At 72.2% G+C, this 20,494-nt stretch carries 18 protein-coding genes, 1 tRNA gene and 1 pseudogene; 9 read left to right on the top strand and 11 right to left on the bottom strand.

Annotated elements, in window-relative coordinates:
* Positions 1-63: 63 nt before the first annotated feature.
* The 3 genes from HMPREF3159_RS04265 to HMPREF3159_RS04255 all read right to left on the bottom strand — a co-directional run bounded on the left by HMPREF3159_RS04265 (position 64) and on the right by HMPREF3159_RS04255 (position 3,030).
* A complete protein-coding gene (locus tag HMPREF3159_RS04265) occupies positions 64-681 on the bottom strand; it encodes a biotin transporter BioY (protein ID WP_070499829.1) in 618 nt (205 codons plus the stop codon).
* Between the two features lie 49 nt (positions 682-730).
* Positions 731-2,215: a lipase maturation factor family protein gene (locus HMPREF3159_RS04260; RefSeq protein WP_070499828.1), complete on the bottom strand. Its 1,485-nt coding sequence runs from the start codon at positions 2,213-2,215 to the stop codon at positions 731-733.
* 104 nt (positions 2,216-2,319) lie between these two features.
* Positions 2,320-3,030 (bottom strand): M50 family metallopeptidase, encoded by a 711-nt coding sequence (locus tag HMPREF3159_RS04255; protein WP_070499827.1) that lies wholly within the window; start codon positions 3,028-3,030, stop codon positions 2,320-2,322.
* Between HMPREF3159_RS04255 and HMPREF3159_RS04250 the strand changes: the two are divergent.
* Both HMPREF3159_RS04250 and HMPREF3159_RS04245 read left to right on the top strand, forming a co-directional pair.
* Positions 3,023-5,185, top strand: a pseudogene (locus HMPREF3159_RS04250) (family 78 glycoside hydrolase catalytic domain); the annotation flags it as partial. The gene HMPREF3159_RS04255 and the pseudogene HMPREF3159_RS04250 overlap by 8 nt on opposite strands.
* Positions 5,162-5,449 carry an alpha-L-rhamnosidase C-terminal domain-containing protein gene (locus tag HMPREF3159_RS04245; protein WP_246821466.1) on the top strand — a complete coding sequence of 96 codons (288 nt, stop codon included), beginning with the start codon at positions 5,162-5,164 and terminating at the stop codon, positions 5,447-5,449. The pseudogene HMPREF3159_RS04250 and the gene HMPREF3159_RS04245, both read left to right, overlap by 24 nt.
* Positions 5,450-5,547: 98 nt before the next feature.
* Here the strand turns inward: HMPREF3159_RS04245 and HMPREF3159_RS04240 are convergent, their stop codons facing one another.
* Positions 5,548-5,751 carry a cold-shock protein gene (locus HMPREF3159_RS04240; protein ID WP_070499824.1) on the bottom strand — a complete coding sequence of 68 codons (204 nt, stop codon included), beginning with the start codon at positions 5,749-5,751 and terminating at the stop codon, positions 5,548-5,550.
* Between the two features lie 490 nt (positions 5,752-6,241).
* Positions 6,242-8,746 (bottom strand): ATP-dependent DNA ligase, encoded by a 2,505-nt coding sequence (locus HMPREF3159_RS04230; RefSeq protein WP_070499822.1) that lies wholly within the window; start codon positions 8,744-8,746, stop codon positions 6,242-6,244.
* A 100-nt stretch (positions 8,747-8,846) separates the two neighbouring features.
* Between HMPREF3159_RS04230 and HMPREF3159_RS04225 the strand changes: the two genes are divergently transcribed.
* The 6 genes from HMPREF3159_RS04225 (at position 8,847) to HMPREF3159_RS04200 (ending at position 14,836) form a co-directional block, all read left to right on the top strand.
* Entirely contained in the window at positions 8,847-9,779 is a 933-nt protein-coding gene (locus HMPREF3159_RS04225; protein WP_070499821.1) for a non-homologous end joining protein Ku, read from the top strand.
* A 170-nt stretch (positions 9,780-9,949) separates the two neighbouring features.
* Positions 9,950-10,261 (top strand): putative quinol monooxygenase, encoded by a 312-nt coding sequence (locus HMPREF3159_RS04220; protein ID WP_070499820.1) that lies wholly within the window; start codon positions 9,950-9,952, stop codon positions 10,259-10,261.
* A gap of 95 nt (positions 10,262-10,356) precedes the next feature.
* Entirely contained in the window at positions 10,357-10,980 is a 624-nt protein-coding gene (locus HMPREF3159_RS04215; RefSeq protein ID WP_070499819.1) for a TVP38/TMEM64 family protein, read from the top strand.
* A gap of 201 nt (positions 10,981-11,181) precedes the next feature.
* Positions 11,182-13,329, top strand: a complete 2,148-nt coding sequence (locus HMPREF3159_RS04210) for a PTS sugar transporter subunit IIA (protein ID WP_070499818.1) — start codon at positions 11,182-11,184, stop codon at positions 13,327-13,329.
* 5 nt (positions 13,330-13,334) lie between these two features.
* Complete coding sequence (locus HMPREF3159_RS04205) at positions 13,335-14,486, top strand: mannitol-1-phosphate 5-dehydrogenase (protein WP_070499817.1); 1,152 nt, start codon at positions 13,335-13,337, stop codon at positions 14,484-14,486.
* Positions 14,487-14,563: 77 nt separating this feature from the next.
* Positions 14,564-14,836, top strand: a complete 273-nt coding sequence (locus tag HMPREF3159_RS04200; RefSeq protein ID WP_010550035.1) for an HPr family phosphocarrier protein — start codon at positions 14,564-14,566, stop codon at positions 14,834-14,836.
* Between the two features lie 90 nt (positions 14,837-14,926).
* On the opposite strand, the gene ptsP is transcribed toward HMPREF3159_RS04200, so the two are convergent.
* Positions 14,927-16,645, bottom strand: a complete 1,719-nt coding sequence (gene ptsP / locus HMPREF3159_RS04195; protein ID WP_070499830.1) for a phosphoenolpyruvate--protein phosphotransferase — start codon at positions 16,643-16,645, stop codon at positions 14,927-14,929.
* Between the two features lie 175 nt (positions 16,646-16,820).
* Here ptsP and HMPREF3159_RS04190 point away from each other — a divergent pair, with 175 nt between their 5' ends.
* Entirely contained in the window at positions 16,821-17,615 is a 795-nt protein-coding gene (locus HMPREF3159_RS04190) for a DUF1684 domain-containing protein (RefSeq protein WP_070499816.1), read from the top strand.
* Between the two features lie 9 nt (positions 17,616-17,624).
* Here HMPREF3159_RS04190 and HMPREF3159_RS04185 read toward each other — a convergent pair whose 3' ends face one another.
* The 5 genes from HMPREF3159_RS04185 to HMPREF3159_RS04165 form a co-directional block, all read right to left on the bottom strand.
* Complete coding sequence (locus HMPREF3159_RS04185) at positions 17,625-18,164, bottom strand: hypothetical protein (protein ID WP_070499815.1); 540 nt, start codon at positions 18,162-18,164, stop codon at positions 17,625-17,627.
* Positions 18,165-18,238: 74 nt separating this feature from the next.
* A tRNA-Ser gene (locus HMPREF3159_RS04180) sits at positions 18,239-18,326 on the bottom strand.
* 57 nt (positions 18,327-18,383) lie between these two features.
* Positions 18,384-19,100 (bottom strand): hypothetical protein, encoded by a 717-nt coding sequence (locus HMPREF3159_RS04175; RefSeq protein WP_070499814.1) that lies wholly within the window; start codon positions 19,098-19,100, stop codon positions 18,384-18,386.
* A gap of 11 nt (positions 19,101-19,111) precedes the next feature.
* Entirely contained in the window at positions 19,112-19,996 is an 885-nt protein-coding gene (locus tag HMPREF3159_RS04170) for an ABC transporter ATP-binding protein (protein ID WP_070499813.1), read from the bottom strand.
* Positions 19,993-20,352, bottom strand: coding sequence for a GntR family transcriptional regulator (locus HMPREF3159_RS04165; protein WP_070499812.1), 360 nt, complete (start codon positions 20,350-20,352; stop codon positions 19,993-19,995). Before HMPREF3159_RS04165 ends, HMPREF3159_RS04170 begins: the two co-directional genes overlap by 4 nt.
* Positions 20,353-20,494: the final 142 nt, after the last annotated feature.

Below are 20,494 nucleotides of genomic sequence, written 5' to 3'. Positions count from 1 at the left end.
CGGCCGACGGGAAGGCGTCGGCCGCGGGGCTCGGGACGGTGCGGCGGGCAGGACCGCCGGGGATCAGCGGCGCTCGTCGAGGGCGCGCACGCCCTTCCATGCGGCGGGGATCAGAAGCGCGGCGAGCGCGGCCTTGACCAGGCCGCCGGGGATGAAGGGCCACAGGCCCGCGGCGAGCACGGCGCCGAGGTCGGCGCCCGCGCCCATCACGGCGTTGAGGATCATCGCGAGGTACGGCACGCCGACGAGGAAGGGCACGATGCTCGCGGCGACGAAACCGGTCATGGCGAGCACGGGGCGGCGGTCCCAGGCGCGCTCGGCGAACCAGCCGGCGACGAAGGCGGCGGGGATGAAGCCGAGCACGAAGCCGAAGCTCGGCGAGAGGACCATCGCGGGCCCGCCGGAGAACTCGGCGAAGACGGGCGCGCCGGCGAGGCCGACGGCCATGTAGGTCGCCAGCGAGATCGCCCCGCGACGGGAGCCCAGCGCCGCGCCGACGAGGATCACGCCGAGGGTCTGCCCGGTGATCGGCACGAGCGGCAGCGGGATCGTGACCTGGGCGAGGACCGCGACGACCGCGGCGCCGGCGGCGACGAGCAGGGCATCGCGCAGCAGGGTGCGGTGCGGGGCCAGGGCGTCGGCCAGGACGGGACGGCGAGCCGGTACGGCGATCGTGGACATGGGACTCCTCGGAGGCTGGAAAGCTACGGCGAGGTCCCAGGGTACGCACTCACCGCCGCGCGATCACCCCGAGGTCCGTCACGACCCACCGCGCGCCGCTCCACCGCCGCTCCTCGCGACGGGCGAAGCGGTAGAGGCTGTACCGCGCCCGCAGCGCCGTCGGCGCCCGGCCGTCGAAGGGGTCGCGGGCGAGCAGTCGGCGCACCCCGGGGTCCCCGTCGGCGAGCCGCTCGAGCAGCGCCACGAACCACGTATCGGCGCCGGGCCGCAGCGCGAGGAACCACATCTGCCAGTCGAGCCGCAGGTGATATGGCGCGACCTGGCGGGGAGGTCGGCGCAGGTCGCCGGGCTTGCCACGGAACTCGTAGGCCTGCCAGGTCTCCTCCGCGGCCTCCTGTCCCGCGGCGTCCTCGGTCCCCTCGATGATCACCTCGTACCGCCGCTCGGTCATCGAGCCGAAGGCACCGTAGGCGTTCACGAGGTGGAAGCGGTCGAAGCTCGCGTTCATCAGCTGGTGCGAGGAGAACAGGTTCGCGAGCGGCTTCCTGGAGAGCACGGCGAGCAGGGCGAATGCGGCCGCGACCAGCGCCGTCCACCACAGCGGCGAGGACACCTCCGCGCCCGCGCCGCCGCCGTCGGCCCCGAGCGGCACCCCGAACCAGCTCCACCCCGGGAACGGGCCGCCGAGCAGCCAGCGCCAGAACGCATCGGAGATCGCGGCGCAGGCCACGAGGATCGTCAGCCAGTTCAGCCAGGCGTAGTTCCCGGTCATGACCAGGAACAGCTGGGTGGCGATCACGGCGCAGGCGGCGAAGGACGCGACCGGCTGCGGGGCGAGCACGAGCCAGATGATCCCGAGCTGCACGGCGTGGCTGCCGAGCACCTCGGCCCGGTGCCACCAGCGGGGCATGAGGTGGGCGGTGCGGCTGAGCGGGCCCGGCATCGGCTGGGTCTCGTGGTGGTGGTCCATCGCCGTGAGGTCCCGCCAGGAGCGGTCCCCGCGCATCTTGATCATCCCGGCCCCGAACTCGAGACGGATCAGCAGCCAGAGCAGGAACAGGATCATCAGCTGCGGCGGCGGGACGGCGTGCGAGCCGAGCAGACCCATGAGCGCACCGCACTCCAGCAGCATCGACTCCCAGCCGTATCCGTAGAAGATCTGCCCCACGGAGACGATCGACAGGTACATCGCCCACATCGTCCCGAACACCGCGAGCATGCTCCATGCGGGTCCCTGCTGCGGCAGCCCGAGCACGACGGCGAGCCCGAGCAGCATCCCCAGCAGGCACATCCCGCGCAGCAGTGCATCGCTGTAGGGGACATGGCGGAAGAGCGTGGGCCCGGCTCGGTCCCCCGCCCGTGCGAGGAATGCGGGCACGGGCAGCAGTCCCCTCTCCCCCAGCAGCACCGGGAACTGATGGAAGGTCGAGAGGAAGGCGAGCACGTACACCGCCGCGACGCCCCGCTGCACGATCTCGCGGGCGATCCACGAGTCCTGGGCGTCCAGCAGGCCGATCCAGCTCGTCCAGTCCATGCTCCTCACCTCCGCGTCGTGGGTACTCCCCGATTCTCACCCTCGCCGCCTGCGCGCGCCATCGCGTCGGCCGCGCTCCGGGGCGAGGGAGATCCCGGCGGGCGTCAGCGCAGCAAATCCACCAGTGTCGCGCCCGCCCACCAGCTGCCCAGCGCGATCACGAGCGTGAAGCTGAGGTTCCACAGCGCGGCGGGGACCGGGGTGAGCTGGGCGAGCTGACCGGGGTCGTCCTGCCGCCCGCCCCGGCGGAGCACGGAGCCGAGGTGGCGCCAGGCCCCCAGCAGCAGGAACACGCCGGCGGCGAGGGTGAGCAGGGCGGTGAGCGCGGGGCTGCCCCACCACCACAGCGCCCCGATCCCGGCGGCGCTGGCGAGCACGGCGAGGACGGTGTGCCCGGAGCGGGTGAACACGAGGGAGACCACCAGCACGACCAGCGCCGCGAACAGGGCGGTGCGCGCCCAGCCGTGCAGCGCGATCTGCACGAGCAGCGCGCCGAGGACCGCGGGTGCGGGATAGCCGGCCCAGGTCGAGAGGATCCGGCCGATCCCGCGGCGGGGGCCGACGGTGACGGCGTGGCCGGACATGTCGGCGGAGACGACGAAGCCGGTGAAGCGCCTGCCCATGAGGATCCCGACGGCGGCGTGGCCGAGCTCGTGCACGATCGTCACGCCGGGGCGCAGCAGCCGCCACAGCGGCGGCACCACCACGGCGAGCGCCGCGACGGCCAGGGCGAGCAGGATCCAGGGTCCGTCGTCGGGGACGGGTCCGGGCGCGAGGCGCCCTCCGATCGCGTCGGGGATCTCGCCGATGTCCATCGGGCCATGGTGGCACCGGTGCCCCGGAGGCCGCTGGGAGCGTGGAAGACTGGCGGGACCCGTCGTCGAGGACCCCAGGAGCAGGTGGCACCGCATGTCCCCCCGCGATCACCGCATCGATCCCGCGCTCGCGTCCTGGATCACCGCCCCCGGCGAGGACCCGCAGAACCCGCTGCTGCGGCTCTGCTTCGAGCTGGCCGCCCCGCCGGTATCGGCCCGCCTGCTGGTGACGGGGCTCGGCACCTTCCGCGCCGCGCTCAACGGCGCCGAGGTGGACGATGCACGTCTGGACCCCGGCCTCACCGATCCCCGCGCTCGCATCCAGGTGCGGGAGCTCGAGGTGGGCGCGCTGCTGCACCGAGGCGAGAACGTGCTGGGCATCGAGCTGGGACGCGGCTTCCATGCGATGACCACCCCGAACGAGTGGCGCTGGCACCTGGCGCCCTGGCGGGGTCCGGTGCGGGCCTGGGCGCATCTGCGGATGCATCTGGCCGACGGCTCCTCCCGGGCTGTCGCCACCGGCCAGGACTGGCGCACCCGCCCGGGCCCGGTGGCCTTCGACTCGATGTACGAGGGCGAGACCTACGCCCCGGTCGAGGGCCCGGAGGCCTGGCTGCTCCCCGGCTACGACGACTCGGACTGGGCGCCGGTGCTGGCGGCGTCCTCCCGGCGCGGCGCCCGACGGGGCGGACACGGCCGCGAGGTCCCTGAGCCGATGATGGTCCGACAGGTCCAGGAGCCGATCCGGGAGCAGGACGAGATCACGCCCGCGGTCGTCTCCTCCTCCCCCACCCGCACCGTGCTGGACATGGGCCGGGTGATCGCCGGCTGGTGCCGTTTCTCGCTGCGCGAGGACATCCCGGCCGACGCCCCGCCGCTGCTGCTGGTCGCCCGTCACGCGGAGAAGCTGCGGGAGGACGGCCGGGTCGATGCGCGCAACGAGCACGTGCACACGGACCGCTTCCAGGAGGACCGCCTCCGCCTCGATCCCGCGTGCGCCCGCTCCTTCGCGCCCCGCCATTCCTACAAGGGCTTCCGCTACGTCGAGCTCGAGGCATCGCCCGGGGACCTCGCGCGCGTGCAGGTCACCGGCATCCTCGCCCATGCCGACCTGCGCCCCGCGAGCACGCTGACCAGCTCGGACGCGCACGCCGAGGCGATGGACCGCGCGATGCGCGCCTCGCTGCTGAACAACATGCACCACGTCCCCACCGACACCCCGAGCCAGGAGAAGAACGGCTGGACGGGGGACGCGCTGACGTCGCTCGCGGCGATGACGACAGGCTTCGACATGCGCCGGATGCTGCGCAAGTGGCTGGAGGACCAGGTGGACGGCCAGCGGGACGACGGCTCCCTCGCGGTCATCTCCCCGAACCCCGGCTGGGGCTGCGAGGAGCTCTCCCCCGCCCCGGAGTGGACGTGCCTGCTGCAGGTGCTGCTGGACGAGATGGTGTGCGAGTACGGGGAGACGGACCCGGTCGCACGGCACGCTCCGGCCGCCGCCCGGTATCTCGCCCATGAGCTGGACCGACAGGACGAGGACGGACTGATCTCCTCGGTGCTCGGCGATTACCTCTCCCCCGGCAGCCCGGGCCCCGCCCCGGAGGACAGGCGCCTGTCGGGCACGCTCCTGGTGGCCCACGCCCTGCGCCGCCTGGCCCATGCGCTCGAGCGCGCAACAGCGGCCGGCGAACCGCTCGCACCGGACCTCCCCGCCCCGGACACGCTCCGCACCGACGCCTCCACCCTCGAGCAGGCGGTGAACTCCGTCTTCCTCGACGCGACACGCGGCCTCTACCGCGACCCGGGCACGGCCGCGGAACCCGGCACGCCCACGTAACGCCAGACCTCGAACATCCTCCCCCTGGCCTTCGGGATCGTCCCGCCCGAGCACAGCGGCGCCGTCGTCGATCACCTCGTCGCCGACCTCACCGCCCGCGGCGACCACCACGACTGCGGCCACCTCGGGGTCCGCTTCCTGCTCCCGGTCCTCTCCGCGCACGGCCACGGCGCGCTCGCGTGGCGGGTGCTCTCGAACCCGACGGCGCCCGGCTGGCGGGCCTGGCTCGAGGCCGGCAACTCGACCTTCGCGGAGATGTGGGAGCAGCCGCGCTCGCACTCCCACTACTTCATGGGCACGCCCGTGACCTGGCTCCACGAGCACGTGGCCGGGCTGCGCCGCGGCGCAGAGGGCTGGGAGGAGTTCGTCGTCGCCCCGGACCCGGACGTCCCCGTCGGCCGCATCGCGATGACCCGAGCGACGGACGCCGGCGAGATCGCCCTGGACCTCGACCGCGAGGCCCGCACCCTCGTCCTCACGGTTCCGGGCGGCACGCGCGCGACGGTCGTGCTCCCGCAGGAGCCGGGCACGGCGGCGCCGCAGGAGCTCGGCCCCGGAGAGCACCTGCTCCGCTGGTGACCGTGCCGCGGAGCGGGCGCTGCGCGGCTCCCCCGGGAACGACGACGCCCGCCGCCCCGGCAGGTGCCGGGACGACGGGCGTCGAGTGGTGCGGAAGCTCAGAGACCGCGGATGTTCGTCGCCTGCAGGCCCTTGGGGCCCTGCTCGACGTCGAACTCCACGCGCTGGTTCTCGACCAGGTCGCGACGGCCGGTGCCGACGATCGCGGAGAAGTGCGCGAACACATCGGCGGAGCCGTCCTCGGGGGCGATGAAGCCGTAGCCCTTGTCGGAGTTGAACCAGCTGACGATGCCAGTAGCCATGGCGATATTTCCTTCGTTGTCGTGAGTCACGGTCCGTGACCCGTAGATCCGTGACGACGGCGCCGTCGCGGATGGGCGCATCCCGGGAGCACGGCGACCGGTGTGGTCGTCGCGGCGGGGTGCGGGTGCGGCCACGGGGGCCGCCTGAGCCGCGGTCGACGACGTGACGTCGCCGATGCGGCTGTACTGGGGCCCGGAGGCCGTGGGTGCCCCTCCGGCGAGCGCGGCGACGAGGGCGTCGGCATCGGCTCGCAGCCGGGAGGGGGCGGAGCGCTCGGCGGGCACTGCGAGCGACCGGGGATGGTGCGGAGAGGAGTTCGTGGGCAGTGCGGAGGAGGTGATGGAGTCCCTGTCTCGTCGGTGATGCGCGACCGTCGTCGGTCGCCCCCGAGGGAGGCATCCTGCGCCGTGCACGCCAAGACTACGTCATCGGCGGGGCTGCGGGGGCCCGGGTGTGATCCAGGAGACCACGCCATGAGCCCGGGCCCCCTCATGTCTCCCACCGCACCTGCTCGGCCCGCTTGTCCGGGCGCCATCCGCGCCACACGGGATGGCGCAGCCGGCCGTCGTCGGTGCGTTCGGCATGCTGCACCTCCCCCACCAGGTCAGCGCGGACCCATTCCGCATCGCGCCGGTCCGCGGAGGGGACGTCGTCGACCGGCGGGGTCTTCCGGGAGCGGGAGCGGAGCCGGCCCGCGATCTCCTCGAGATCGCGAGTGGAGAACCCGGTGCCCACGCGGCCGGCGTAGTGCAGATCCCCGCTCGGGTCGGGGACGGCGACCAGGAGGGAACCGATCGTCCCGGAACGCTCACCCTTGCCGTGGCGCCACCCGATCACCACGACCTCCTGGTGACGGGCGTTCTTGAGCTTGATCCAGGTGCGGGTGCGCTTGCCCGGCCGGTAGACGCCGCTCTCCGTCTTCGCCATCACCCCCTCGAGCTGGAGCTCCTTCGACAGGGCGATCGCCTGGTCCACGTCGCCGTGGTCGGCGTGCGGCAGCTGGACGTGGTCGGTGGCGTGCACCGCCTCGAACAGCCGGTCGCGCCGCTGCCGGTAGGGGGTGCGCAGCAGCGAGTCGCCTCCCTGCACGAGCAGGTCGAAGAGCATCACGTGGACCTCGACGTCCTTCCGGGCCCGCTCGACGTCGCGCTCCCGGGTGAGGCCGAGCCGCTGCTGGAGGCGGGAGAAGGAGGGCCGGTCACGGCCGTCCAGGGCCACGATCTCCCCGTCGAGCACGGTCTCCCCCGCCTCCCGCAGGGGCGGCGCCACGGCGTCGACGAGCTCGGCCAGCTCGGGGAACGTGACGGTGAGGTCCTTGCCGCCGCGACTGGTCAGACGGACCCGGTCTCCCAGGACGGTCGCGATGACACGCACCCCGTCCCACTTCATCTCGAAGGCCCACTCGTCCTCCTCGCGGATGTCCTCCCGGCTCCCGAGGGTGGCGAGCATCGGCGCGATCGGCTCGCCCATCTCGACGTCCTCCGACGGCACCGTGGGGGCGGGGCCCGGCCCCTCTGCGCCGTCGGCCTCGGGCTGGTCCTTCATCAGGTGCAGCAGCCAGTTCGCCTCGGCCTTCTCCTGCGCCGCCTCGGAGCGGCGCGATCCGCCCATGCCGCCGGTGTGGAGGAGGGCGAAGCGTCGGGGCACGCCGCCGAGCCCGCCGTCGGGTCGTCCGTGGCAGACCACGATCACCTCGCGCCCCTCGCGCCACTTCTCGATCTCGATGGTTCCGGTGTCCCAGAGGGTGACGTCGCCGCCGCCGTACTCGTCCTTCGGGATGGTGCCCTCGAAGGTGCCGTACTCGAGCGGGTGGTCCTCGGTCTGCACGGCCAGGCGGTTGACGCCCGTCTCGAGGGGCGGCCCCTTGGGCACCGCCCAGGAGACCAGCACGCCCTCGTGCTGGAGGCGGAAGTCCCAGTGCAGACGACTGGCGTGGTGCTCCTGGACGACGAACATCGGCTCCGCGTCCTCGAGCGCCTCCTGCGCGGCGGCGCTGCCGACGTCGGGGGCGGGGACGGGCTCGGGCGTGCGCTCGGGGTCGCGCTTCGAGCGGTACACCTCGAGCCGGTCGCGGGCCCGCCCGGCCGGCGCGGCGCCGCCCTCCTCGTCCTGCCCGAGGGGCGCGAGGAGGTCGATCCCGCCCTCGACCCGTTCGAGCACCTCGGCCATCTCGAGGTGTGCGAGCGCGGGGTCCTCGATCTCCTCCCACGTGCGCGGGGCGGCGACGGTGGGCCGCAGGCGTCCGCGCAGGGAGTAGGGGCAGACCGTCGTCTTCTTGCCGTTGTTCTGTGACCAGTCCACGAGGACCTTGCCGGTGCGCTTCGAACGGGACTGGGTGCTGATCACCTCCTCGGGGTGGTCGGTCTCGAGAGCTCGGGCGAGCTCGCGCGCGACCTGGTCGACCTCCTCGGAGCTCGCGCTGCCGTCCAGCGGCGCGTAGAGGTGGATGCCCTTGGAGCCGGAGGTCACCGGGAAGCTCTCGAGGCCCATGTCGGTGAGGATCTCGCGGCACCAGGCCGCCGCACGGGCGCACTCCGCCAGCCCGGCCCCCTCGCCGGGGTCGAGGTCCAGGACCATCCGATCGGGGCGTGCGGGCTCGAGGTCCGCGTCGAAGCGCCACTGGGGGGTGTGGACCTCGAGCGCGGCGAGCTGGGCGAGCCAGACGAGGACGGCCGCCTCGTCCACGAGCGGGTAGGTGGAGACGCCGTCGCTGTGCTCGATGTCGGCGCGCGGGATCCAATCGGGGGCGTGGTCCTCGAGGTCCTTGCGGAAGAACGCCTTGCCCGGCGACTCGGCGGTGCCCACCCCGTCCACCCAGCGCTTGCGCGTCGCCGGGCGACGCGTCGCCTGCGGGACCATCACCGGGGCGATGCGGTGGTAGTAGTCGATCACCTCGCCCTTGGTGGTGCCCGTGGCCGGGTAGAGGATCTTGTCGAGGTTCGACAGCCTCAGCCGGCGCCCGTCGATCTCCACCTGCTGCTCTCGAGTGGCCATGTCCCCACTGTGCCTCCGATCACCGGATACGTCACGCGCCGGGCCGGGGCGCCGACCGATCGTTCCTGGCGGCGCGCCGCGCCCCGTGGTGTCATGGGGCATGCGCGCGATATGGAGCGGTGAGATCACCTTCGGACTCGTGAACGTGCCGGTGAAGCTCTACGGGGCGACACGTTCGCACGACATCTCCTTCCACCAGGTGCACGACGACGACCAGGGGAGGATCCGCTACGAGCGGCGCTGCGAGGTGTGCGGGCGGGAGATCGACTACGAGCACATCGACAAGGCCTACGAGGACGGCGACAAGACGGTCGTGCTCTCCGACGAGGAGCTCGATGCCCTCCCGGCGGAGGAGAGCGACGAGATCGACGTGGTGCAGTTCGTGCCCTCGGACCAGGTGGACCCGATCCTGCTGGGCACCTCGTACTTCCTCGAGCCCGTCGGCCGCTCCTCGAAGGCCTACGTGCTGCTGCGGAGGACCCTCGAGGAGACCGAGCGCACCGCGATCGTCACCTTCACGCTGCGGACGAAGGCGCGCCTGGGCGTGCTCCGGGTGCACGAGGACCTGCTGGCCCTGCAGACCCTGCGCTGGCCGACCGATCTCAAGGACGTCGACTTCGGGCCCTCGAGGTCGAAGGTCTCCGCGAAGGAGATGGAGATGTCCGCCGCACTGGTCGAGCAGTTCAGCGACGACTTCCATCCCGAGCAGTTCACCGACGAGTACCAGGCGGAGCTGCGTCGGCTGCTCGAGGCGAAGCTGGACGAAGGCGACACGGTCGACACCGACGCGACCTTCGGGAAACAGAGCTCCGGGGAGGACTCGGAGGAGGGCGGCAAGGTCATCAGCCTCATGGACGCCCTCGAGCGAAGCGTGCGGAGGCGCCGCGGCGGCGACACAGGAGCCGGCGACGACGGAGAGAAGTCGGGCGGCACCAGGAAGTCGGGCAGCAAGAAGCCGAGCAGCAAGAAATCCGGCAGCACCAAGAAGTCCGGTACCGCCAAGAGATCAGGCGCTTCGAAGAAGTCCGCGTGAGGCCGCGCTGTGACCGGGGGGAGCGCCACGCCTGCACTCGAGGGCTGCGCCTCGCGGACACCGTCCGCCGAGGAGCACGGCTGAGGGACCGCGTGGGACGCGGTGGAACGGTTCAGTCGAGCACGGCACCATGGGGGACGATCAGTGTTCCTGCACCCCGAGGAGTTCCCATGACCGTCGTCGTCACCGCCGTCTTCCAGCCCAAGCCCGGCAAGCAGAAGGAGCTCGCGGAGGCCATGCGCCGCGGCATCGAGGCCGTCCACACCGAGAAGGGCTGCGAGCTCTACGCGATCCACGACGCCGAGGACGGCACCGTGACGATGATCGAGAAGTGGACGACGGTCGAGGACCTCGACGTCCACGGCGAGAGCGACCAGGTGAAGATCCTTCGCGCCGACATCGCCGACCTCATCGAGGGCCCCGCCACCGTCACCCGCATGACCCCGATCCCCGCGGGGACGGAGTCGCAGGGCGCCCTCTGAGCACCTCCGAGCGCACGAGCCCCGGGGCGGAGCGGGACAGCACGCCCTGGGGTTCCATCGCGCGCAACGTCGCGCTCGTCGCAGCATCGCTGGCGATGGTGTGGCTCGCGCTGAACGTGCGCCTGCCCTCGCTGGACGAGCTGCGCGCGGACATCGACGACTTCGGCGCCTGGGCACCGCTGGCCTTCATCGCCCTCTACGCCCTGGTGGCGCTGACCCCGATCCCCGTGACGATCATGGCGGTCGCCGGCGGGATGCTGTTCGGCCTGGGTCCCGGCACGCTCCTGTCGATGATCGGGGTGACGGCCGGCTGCCTCGGCGCGTACTGGCTCGCCCGGGCGCTGGGCCGCGAGACGGTGATGCGGGCGCTCGGCTCGCACCGTGAGGTCGTCGAGGAGCGCCTGGAGGGCGGCGGCTTCTACGCGGTGTGCACCCTGCGGCTGATGCCCGGGATCCCCTACTGGCCGGTGAACTACGGCAGCGGCGCGCTCGGCATCCCGAGCCGCGAGTTCCTGCTGGCCACAGCGCTCTCGGCGCTGCCCGGCCAGGTCTCCCTCATCGCGATCGGCGCCTTCCTCGCCGCCCCGGACGTGTTCCACGGCGCCGTCGTGGTGGCCTCCTGGGTCGTGGTGCTCGTCCTGACCGTCGTGTCGTACCGGCGCTGGCGGGCGACCCGTGCCGTCGCGACCGAGGACGACGAGGCGGCCGACGCGGTCTGATCCCCGCTCACCTCGCACGACGCAGGACCGGCGACCGCCGTCCGAGCCCGGTCCGGGTCTAGACTGCGGGGCACGCCGACGGAGCAGGCCCACGGTTCCTCGAGAGGGCACGGCCCCGACCGGCCGCAGCGAGCCGCCCGGCCCGCGACGTCGCCCACCGAGGACCAGCCCCGTGGTCCCGCACCCCCGTGAGGATGGCTCATGACCGCCACGACCGAGACCAAGAGCGGGGCCGGCCCGCGCGTCGCCCTGCAGAAGGTCGGCACATCGCTGTCGAACATGGTGATGCCGAACATCCCGGCCCTGATCGCGTGGGGCATCCTCACCGCGTTCTTCATCCCTGAGGGGTGGACCCCGAACGAGCCGCTCGCCGCGGCCGTCGGCCCGATGATCCACTACCTGCTGCCGCTGCTCATCGCGAACACGGGCGGCCGGATGGTCTACGAGGCGCGCGGCGCCGTGGTCGGCGTGATCGCGACGATGGGCGTGATCGCCGGCTCGGACTGGCTGATCGACCAGGAGAACGCGCAGCTGCTCGAGCAGTGGGTGGCCTCCGGCAAGGACGCCGCGGACTACGCCCCGCTCGGCGAGGTCCACATGTTCATCGGCGCGATGATCATGGCGCCGCTCGCAGCGTGGATCATGAAGAAGCTCGACCGGCTCTGGCAGGACCACATCCCCGCCGGCTTCGAGATGCTCGTGAACATGTTCTCCGCCGGCATCATCGGCTTCGGCCTGCTGGCGGCGGGCTTCTTCGGCCTCGCCCCGCTGGTGAACGGCCTGATGACCCTGCTCTCCAACGGCGTCGCGGCGCTCGTGAACGCCGGGCTGCTCCCGCTGGTCTCGATCCTGATCGAGCCCGCGAAGGTCTTCTTCCTCAACAACGCCATCAACCACGGCGTGCTCACGCCGCTGGGCATCTCCGAGGCGGCCATCAACGGGAAGTCCGTCCTGTTCCTGCTCGAGTCGAACCCCGGCCCGGGCGTCGGCATCCTGCTGGCCTTCACCTTCTTCGGCCGCGGGGCTGCGAAGGCCTCCGCCCCGGGCGCTGCGATCATCCAGTTCTTCGGCGGCATCCACGAGATCTACTTCCCCTACGTGCTGATGAAGCCGCTGCTGATCCTCGCCGCGATCGGCGGCGGCATGACCGGCGTCGCGATCAACGTCGCCTTCGGCACTGGCCTCATCGCCCCCGCCTCCCCCGGCTCGATCTTCGCGATCTTCGGCGTCGCCGCCCGCGACTCCTACCTGGGCATCGCCCTCGCCGTGCTCGGCGCGGCCACCGTCAGCTTCCTGCTCTCGACACTCTTCCTGAAGATCGGCAAGCAGGACGACGGCGACATCGCCGCGGCCACCGCCAAGATGGAGCAGATGAAGGGCAAGAAGTCCTCCGTCGCTGGCGCGCTCACCGGTGCCGGCGCGGCGGGCGCCGCGGGTGCGGGGGCGGCCGCCGCGGCCGACGCCTCCGGCCACACCGGCCCGATCCGGAAGATCGTCTTCGCCTGCGATGCGGGCATGGGCTCCTCCGCCATGGGCGCGACCGTGCTGCGCAAGAAGGTGCGCGCGGCCGGCTTCGACGACGTCGAGGTCACGAACAAGGCCATCTCGAGCCTGAACGACGAGTGGGACGTGGTGGTGACCCAGAAGGAGCTCACCGATCGCGCCCGCCAGCGCACCGGCTCGGCGGTCCACGTCAGCGTCGACCAGTTCATGAACTCGCCCCGCTACGACGAGGTCGTCGAGCTCGTGGGCCAGCGCAACGATCCCGACGCGGCAGCCGGCGCCGGCGCAGCCGCCGGAACCGGTGCGGCGACCGCCGCCGCGACCACCCCGTCGGCCGACGAGTCCCCGCGCGGCCGCCACGCGGCACCCCGCACGGACGAGGAGAAGACGGCGAAGGACTCCGCAGACTCCGCCCCGCAGATCCTCGCCCCCTCCAGCATCGTCCTGGACGGCACCGCCACCGATTCCGCCTCCGGCATCGACGAGGCCGGTGCCCTGCTGGTCGCCGCCGGTGCCGTGGACGAGGGCTACGTGCGGGCGATGCACGACCGCGAGGCGACCGTGTCCACCTTCATGGGCAACGGCCTGGCGATCCCGCACGGCACGAACGAGGCGAAGTCCTCGATCACCCGCTCGGCGATGTCCTTCGTGCGCTACCCGGGCGGGATCGACTGGAACGGCAACCCGACCACCTTCGTGATCGGCATCGCCGGGGTCGGCAACGAGCACCTCACCCTGCTCCAGAAGGTCGCGATGACCTTCTCCGACCCCGCCCAGGTCAAGCGTCTCGAGGATGCCACCACCACCGACGAGATCCTCGAGATCCTCGGGGACGAGAAGGAGTGAGCAGGATGAAGGCAGTGCACTTCGGTGCAGGGAACATCGGCCGCGGCTTCGTGGGCCTGCTGCTGCACGAGGCCGGCTTCGAGGTGGTGTTCTCCGACGTCGCCGCGCCGCTGGTCGAGTCGCTGCAGGACGCGGACTCGTACACGGTGCGGACCGTCGGCCGGCACCCCACCTCGACGGTGGTCGACGGCTTCCGGGCGATCAACTCGAGCGAGGACCCGGAGGGCCTGGCCGAGGAGATCGCCTCGGCGGACATGGTCACCACCGCTGTCGGCGCCCGGATCCTGCGGTTCGTGGCCCCGAACATCGCCGCCGGCATCGCGGCCCGCCCCGCGGGGGCGCCACGCATCGCAGTGCTCGCCTGCGAGAACGCGATCAACGCGACCGATCTGTTGGAGGCCGAGGTGCGCGCCGCCTACCAGGGCGAGGACCTCGACGAGAAGGCTCTGTTCGCGAACACCGCCGTGGACCGGATCGTCCCGGTCCAGGCCGAGGGCGCGGGCCTCGATGTCACCGTCGAGGACTTCCACGAGTGGGCCGTCGAGCGCGGACCCTTCGAGGGCACCGAGCCGGACGTCCCGGGCATCACCTGGGTGGACAGCCTCGGCCCGTACATCGAGCGGAAGCTGTTCACGGTGAACACGGGCCACGCCACCACCGCCTGGCACGGCGCCCGCACGGGCCACGCCACGATCGCCGAGTCGATCGCGGACCCGGAGGTCGCCGCGCAGGTCGGGGCCGTGCTGGAGGAGACCTCCTCGCTGCTGGTCGCCAAGCACGGCTTCGCCGAGGAGGAGATGGCCGCCTACCGCACGAAGGTGCTCGGCCGCTTCGCGAACGAGGCGCTGCCGGATCCGGTCGAGCGCGTCGGCCGCTCCCCGCTGCGCAAGCTCTCCCGCCAGGACCGCATCATCGGCCCCGCCGCGGAGCTCGCCGAGCGGGGGCTCGGCCACGAGGCGCTGCTGAACTCCCTCTCCGCCGCGCTCGTGTTCACTCCCGAGGGCGACGAGGAGGTCGATCGCCTGCAGGAGATCCTCGCCTCCGCCGATCCGGACGCCGCGACCGCGGAGATCACCGGCCTCGAGCCGTCCCACCCCCTGTACGCCGAGGTGCGCGAGCGGATCGCGTCCCCGGTATATTCGCGTCACACGGACTGAGCACCCCGCCCGAGCCGTCCCCGACTTCTCGCCCGCAGCCCGCGGCCGCGGGACCACCCGATCGAAAGGCATCCACCATGGCAGAGCGCACCGTCACGATCGCCAGCGCCTCCGGGCTCCACGCCCGCCCCGCCGGCATCTTCGCCCAGGCCGCTGCGCAGCAGCCGGCCACCGTCACCATCGAGAAGGCCGGGGGCAGCGCCGTGCAGGCCTCGAGCATGCTGATGCTCATGACCCTCGGTGCCGGTCACGGCGACGAGGTGACCCTCCGCGCCGAGGGCGAGGGGGCCGAGGAGTCGGTCAACGCCCTCGCGGACCTGCTCGAGAAGGACCTCGACGCCGAGGAGTGAGCGAGAGCTCCCCGCGACGAGGAAGGCGCCCCACCGACCAGGTGGGGCGCCTTCCTCGTTCAGGAGCGCCGAGAGGGGGAGCTCAGCCCCTCACAGCCCCAGCTCGCCCAGGATCGGCAGGTTCGCGCGGACCAGGCTCACCGCGTCCTCGGAGGTGCGGGCCGCGAGCGCCTTCGCGGCGAGGTCCTTGGCCTGCTCGAGGGTGACGGTCGAGAGCACCTTCGCGACCGCGGGCAGGGAGCGCGGGGTCATCGACAGCGAGTTCACGCCGAGGCCGACGAGCACCACCGCGAGGCCGGGGTCGCCCGCGGCCTCGCCGCACACGCCGACGGGCTTGTTCGCGCTCTCCCCGAACGCCTCGGGGTCGCCGCCGGCCGCACGAGCGCCGTCGCAGGTGGCCTTCACCAGCGCGAGCACGGCGGGCTGCCAGGGCGAGTTCAGGTGCGCGAGGGAGCCGAGCTGGCGGTCGGCGGCCATCGTGTACTGGGTGAGGTCGTTGGTGCCGATCGAGGCGAAGTCGGACTCGGCGAGGTGGCGGTCGGCGGTGATCGCGGCCGAGGGGGTCTCGACCATGATCCCGGCCGGCTCGAGGCCGCGCTCGCGGCACAGGCCCACGAAGTCCTCGGTCTCTTCGACGGTCGCGATCATCGGCGCCATCACCCAGGGCTTCGCCTCGGTGCTCTTCGCGGCGGCGGCGATCGCGTCGAGCTGGTTGGTCAGCACCGAGCGCTTCTCCCAGGAGGTGCGATAGGCGCGCACGCCGAGGGCGGGGTTGGGCTCGTCGGCGTCGGTGAGGAAGGGCAGGGGCTTGTCGGCGCCCGCGTCGATCGTGCGCACCACGACCTTCTTGCCCGGGAAGTGCGCGAAGGTCTCCGAGTACGCGGCGGTCTGCTCCTCCACGCCGGGTTCGTCCTCGCGGTCCAGGAACAGGAACTCGGTGCGGAAGAGGCCCACGCCGTCGGCGTGCGCGGCGGCCGCCTTCTCGGCGTCCTTCGCGCCGCCGATGTTGGCCAGCAGCTGCACGCGGGTCCCGTCGGCGAGGACCCCTCCCCCGCCGTCGTAGGTCAGGGGGTTGCGCTGCAGCTCGGCCCACGCCTCGGAGAGGCGCTGGTGCTCCTCGGTGACCTCGTCGGTGATGGTGCCGAAGCCGGCGTCGATGAACACCTCGGTGCCGTCGGGGAACTCGTGGATCCCCTTCGCGGCGACGATCGCGGGCAGGCCCAGCTGGCGGGCGAGGATCGCGGTGTGCGACTGGGGGCCGCCGTCGGAGGTGACCAGGGCGAGCACCCGCGCGGGGTCGAGGGTGGCGGTGTCGGCAGGGGCGAGGTCGATGGCGGTGAGCACGAACGGCTCGTCGACCTCGGGGATGCCGGGGGCCTGCTCGCCGCGCAGCTCGGCGACGATGCGGGCGCGGACGTCGCGCACGTCGGTGGCGCGCTCGGCCATGTACCCGCCGAGGTTCTCGAGCATGGAGGCGACCTGGTCGCCGGCCTCCCACACGGCCCGCTCGGGCGTCTTCCCGCCGGAGAGGACGAGGCCCTGGGCGGTCTGCGTGAGGGAGGGGTCGGCGGCCATCTGTGCGGTCGCCTCGAGGATCTTCTTCCCGTCGCCGTTCGCGCGCTCGGCGAGGCGGGCGAGAGTGGCCTGCACGGCGGCGGCCGCGGCGGGGATCCGCTCGGACTCGGCCTGGGCGTCGGAGCCGTCGGCGAGGACCGCGTCCGACGGCGGTTCGGCGACCGGCGGGGCCATCGTGCGGATGGTGCCGATCACCCGTCCGGGGCTGACTGCCACACCTGTGTACTGCGCCATCGTCGTCATCTCCTCGATCCGGCCGATGCTCCTGGTTGGCGCACATGCTACGCGGCGGAAGGAGGGCAGGCTCAGTCCGGGGAGCCGGATGACCGCGCATGACGCGGGCCCTCGACGTGCGGGGTAAGAAGGAGCAGACTGCGAGCGTCCCGTCCGAGACCTGCAGGAGGCTCCCATGACCGCATCCGCCCCCGAGGACTTCCTCGCCTTCCGCGTCCGTCGCGACCGCGGCCTCGCGGCGCCGCACGGGATCCTCTCCCAGGTGGGACTGCACTGGATCGACCCGGCCGACGGGGCGCGCGAGATCGAGGGCGTGCCCGGCACCTGGCGGCGCGAGGGCGACGTGCTCGAGGCGGAGTGGGAGGGCGAGGCGCTCGAGCTGCTGGCGGACGCCCCCGAGGCGCTCGTCGAGCACCATGGCGAGCGCACTCGTGTCACCGTCGGCGCGGCCGCCGACGTGCGCCTGGCCCGCTTCGGCGAGGACGTGCAGATCGACGTGATCCGCCGCGGCGACCGGATCGGGCTGCGCCTGCTGGACCCGTCGGCCCCGCGCCGCACCGCCTTCGAGGGCGTGCCGACCTTCGACCACGACCCGGACGCGGTGCTGACCGGCACCTTCGTACCGCGTCCGGCGGAGGTCACGGTCGGTTCGGTCCTGCCCTGGCTCACCTCGGAGATCCCCTCCCCCGGCGTCGCGCGCCTCTCGATCGACGGGCGCGAGATCGAGCTCGTCGTGACCGGCCGTTCGACCCTCGTGTTCACCGACGAGACCTCCGGCACGGAGAGCGCGGACTGGCGTCAGGTGGAGGCGCGGATCGACGGGGACCGCATCGAGGTGGACCTGAACCGGGCGCTGAACTTCCCCTCGGCCTTCAGCACCTCGGCGACCTGCCCCCGCCCGCCGGAGGGCAACCACCTGCCGGTCCCGGTCCGCGCCGGCGAGCGCCGCGTGGAGCCGACGGACCGCTGAGCGCGCAGGTCAGTGCAGGGCCCGCGGGTCCTGTCGACCCTGCATCCGCGCGTTCGCCGCGGCGATCCAGCGGCGGTGCGCCTCGATGGCGGCGAGGGTGGGGCAGCGCGGTGCATTCCCGGCTCGGACGGTGTCGAATGGGTTCTCCCCGCGGTACAGCATCATGCGATCCGTGGTCGCGAGCGCGGTGATCCGTCGGCCGGCGGGCTCGCGCAGCACGACGACCGCGGCGCCCGTGGTCCAGTAGGAGCTGCTCTGCTCGATCACGGCGACCCGCTCCCACGGGATCCGATGGGTGCGCACGTAGTGGACGATCGTGATCCCCTCGTCGTCGACGAGGAACTGGATCCTGGTGCCCACGAACCAGACCAGGCCGATGAAGAGCACGAGGGACAGGCACAGCAGAAACCCGAGCACCCCGGCGACGGACTCCGTGCTCAGCAGCATGGCGCCGCTGCCCAGCATGAGGAGCGAGACGGGCACGAAGACCACGCCGAGCGCGGCCCGGACCCACCAGACCCGCATCGCGCGATACCTGACCCCGGCCACGTTCCCCCTCACCACGACGTCGCCCGCCCCCGCGGGACACGGCCCCGGCGACGGACGCCGGAAGCCCAGGTCAGCGGAGGGTGCGGGATTCGAACCCGCGGTACAGGGTCACTGCACAATGGTTTTCAAGACCATCTCATTCGGCCGCTCTGACAACCCTCCCGGTGCCCGGAGGCACCCGCGGAAGTCTACCGTCCGGCCGGACCGCGCCCCGACCGCTCAGCGCGTCTGGGTGCGGCGCACCAGCAGCAGCCAGACCCCGGCGGAGGCCGCGCCGATCACGGCGATCACGGCCATCCACGGCCCCCAGCCCATCGTGAGCACTTCCAGCAGGCCGCTGCCGAACCCGTCGAGCAGGATGATCCCGGCCAGCAGCGCCACCGCGAGCACGGCAAGCACCGCTCCGGCGATCCACAGGAACGGTTGACCGAACCGCAGGTAGGCGGCGGTGATCGCCGCCCCCAGGAACAGCACGCCGAGGATCAGCAGGAAGGTCTGGATCAGGGTCTGCCAGGCGGGTCCGGTGCCGGTGTAGAAGACGTCGAAGAAGCGGATCCGCAGTCCGAAGCCGCCGGTGGCGACCTCGATGATCTTGCCGATCGTGATGACCACGGAGTAGACGACCGCGTTGGCGAGGAAGACGAGGCTCACCCCGGTCGCGAACTCCCGTCGGGTCAGCCCGAGGCCGAGTGCGAGCGGGAAGTACTGGCCCATCGAGGTGAAGCCGTAGCCGATCATGGGCCCGAGCAGGGCGAAGATCGCGCCGTTCCAGGTCATGCCCTCGTACATGCCGGCCCGGACCTCCGGCCCCTGGCTGCCGATGATGGCGCCGACGGCGAGGACCAGCAGGAGGGAGATGGCGCCCATGATGGGCTGCCATCCGAATGCCTGCATGCGGTTGACGACGTGCATGTCGATGACGCTGCGATATCGCATCGGAGCTCCTCTCAGGAGACCGTCGCGGGGTGCTCCGCGGCGGTGTTGGTGCGGTGGACGATGTAGTTCTGCAGGGACACGGGCCCCACCTGCAGCCCGGCGGTCCGGGCCCGCTCCTCGCGCCCCTGCTCCGCGTGGACCGTGGCGGTGGCGAGCGCGCCGATCTCCTGGAAGTGCAGGAGGTCGGCGTCCCCGACGAACCCGCGGACCTCGTCGGCCCGGCCGGAGACCTCGATCGCCGCGGCCTGCAGCTCCTCGACCTCGGCGTCGATCACGACGCGGCCGCCGTCCAGCAGCACCACGTGCTCGAGGAGGTGGGAGACCTCGTCGATGTGATGGGTGGACAGGATCACGGTGCGGGGATGCTCGGCGAAGTCGGCCAGCAGCCGGTCGAAGAACAGTCGCCGCGCGACCGCGTCGAGTCCCAGGTACGGCTCGTCGAAGAAGGTCAGCGGGGCCCGCGAGGCGAGGCCCAGGATGATCCCGACAGCCGAGAGCTGGCCGCGCGAGAGCTTGGAGATGGGGCGCTTCTCGGGGAGGCGGAACTCGCCGATCAGCTCGCGGGCGAGCTCCTGGCTCCAGGCGGGGTAGAGGCCTTCGGCGATGCGCAGCACGTCCCGGGGCCGGAAGCCGTCGGGGTACTTCTGGCTCTCCTGGATGAAGCAGGTCCGCGCGAGCACCGCGGCGTTCTCCACGGGGCCCTCGCCGAACACGCGCATCTGCCCGGAGGTGGCGAAGGTCTGGCCGGTGAGCAGCTTCATCAGGGTGGTCTTGCCGGCGCCGTTGCGGCCGAGCAGGCCGTGGATGCGCCCCTCGTCGAGGTCGAGGTCGACGTGGTCGATCGCGGCGACGTCACGGAAGTGCTTGGTCAGGTCTCGGGTCTCGACGACGGTCATCGGTGGTCCTCCTCGGTGAGCATGGTGATGACCTCCTGGGCGGTGAGCCCCAGGTGGTCCGCCTCGCGCAGCAGCGGGGCGATGTAGGCCTGACGGAAGTCCTGGCGGCGACGGCGCCGCACCAGGTCGGTGGCGCCGGGGGCCACGAACATCCCCACGCCGCGCCGCTTGACGAGCACGCCGGCGTCGGCCAGGCGGTTCAGGCCCTTGCCGGCGGTGGCGGGGTTGATGCGCAGAAAGGCGGCGAGCTCGTTGGTCGAGGGCACGGGGGTCTCCTCCGGGTAGGTGCCATCGAGGACGCCGTCCTCGATCTGCTCCGCCACCGCGATGAAGAGGGGCTTCGACTCGTCGAGCACGAGGACCTCCGGGGTCGGCGCCGCGACTGCGGCTCATTGGTTCATTACCCCACTAATGAACCATGGGACCGGCGGGCCGTCAAGGGTCGGGCCGAGGTCAGGATCGGGGTCGGGGGGGTGTCCCTATGTTGCGAGTCAAGCC

This window comes from Brachybacterium sp. HMSC06H03 (assembly GCF_001807385.1).
GTDB lineage: Bacteria > Actinomycetota > Actinomycetes > Actinomycetales > Dermabacteraceae > Brachybacterium > Brachybacterium conglomeratum.
Note: the sequence above shows the minus strand (reverse complement) of the source record. Positions and strands in the feature narration are given on the sequence as shown.

Excerpts from the sequence above, each read along its gene's own strand:
- HMPREF3159_RS04200 (WP_010550035.1), top strand. The coding sequence starts at position 14,564 with ATGGCAGAGCGCACCGTCACGATCGCCAGCGCCTCCGGGCTCCACGCC.
- ptsP (WP_070499830.1), bottom strand. The coding sequence starts at position 16,645 with ATGGCGCAGTACACAGGTGTGGCAGTCAGCCCCGGACGGGTGATCGGC.
- HMPREF3159_RS04260 (WP_070499828.1), bottom strand. The coding sequence starts at position 2,215 with ATGGACTGGACGAGCTGGATCGGCCTGCTGGACGCCCAGGACTCGTGG.
- HMPREF3159_RS04230 (WP_070499822.1), bottom strand. The coding sequence starts at position 8,746 with ATGGCCACTCGAGAGCAGCAGGTGGAGATCGACGGGCGCCGGCTGAGG.
- HMPREF3159_RS04205 (WP_070499817.1), top strand. The coding sequence starts at position 13,335 with ATGAAGGCAGTGCACTTCGGTGCAGGGAACATCGGCCGCGGCTTCGTG.
- HMPREF3159_RS04220 (WP_070499820.1), top strand. The coding sequence starts at position 9,950 with ATGACCGTCGTCGTCACCGCCGTCTTCCAGCCCAAGCCCGGCAAGCAG.
- HMPREF3159_RS04255 (WP_070499827.1), bottom strand. The coding sequence starts at position 3,030 with ATGGACATCGGCGAGATCCCCGACGCGATCGGAGGGCGCCTCGCGCCC.
- HMPREF3159_RS04245 (WP_246821466.1), top strand. The coding sequence starts at position 5,162 with ATGGGCACGCCCGTGACCTGGCTCCACGAGCACGTGGCCGGGCTGCGC.
- HMPREF3159_RS04210 (WP_070499818.1), top strand. The coding sequence starts at position 11,182 with ATGACCGCCACGACCGAGACCAAGAGCGGGGCCGGCCCGCGCGTCGCC.
- HMPREF3159_RS04240 (WP_070499824.1), bottom strand. The coding sequence starts at position 5,751 with ATGGCTACTGGCATCGTCAGCTGGTTCAACTCCGACAAGGGCTACGGC.
- HMPREF3159_RS04265 (WP_070499829.1), bottom strand. The coding sequence starts at position 681 with ATGTCCACGATCGCCGTACCGGCTCGCCGTCCCGTCCTGGCCGACGCC.
- HMPREF3159_RS04175 (WP_070499814.1), bottom strand. The coding sequence starts at position 19,100 with ATGCGATATCGCAGCGTCATCGACATGCACGTCGTCAACCGCATGCAG.
- HMPREF3159_RS04215 (WP_070499819.1), top strand. The coding sequence starts at position 10,357 with ATGGTGTGGCTCGCGCTGAACGTGCGCCTGCCCTCGCTGGACGAGCTG.
- HMPREF3159_RS04190 (WP_070499816.1), top strand. The coding sequence starts at position 16,821 with ATGACCGCATCCGCCCCCGAGGACTTCCTCGCCTTCCGCGTCCGTCGC.
- HMPREF3159_RS04225 (WP_070499821.1), top strand. The coding sequence starts at position 8,847 with ATGCGCGCGATATGGAGCGGTGAGATCACCTTCGGACTCGTGAACGTG.
- HMPREF3159_RS04170 (WP_070499813.1), bottom strand. The coding sequence starts at position 19,996 with ATGACCGTCGTCGAGACCCGAGACCTGACCAAGCACTTCCGTGACGTC.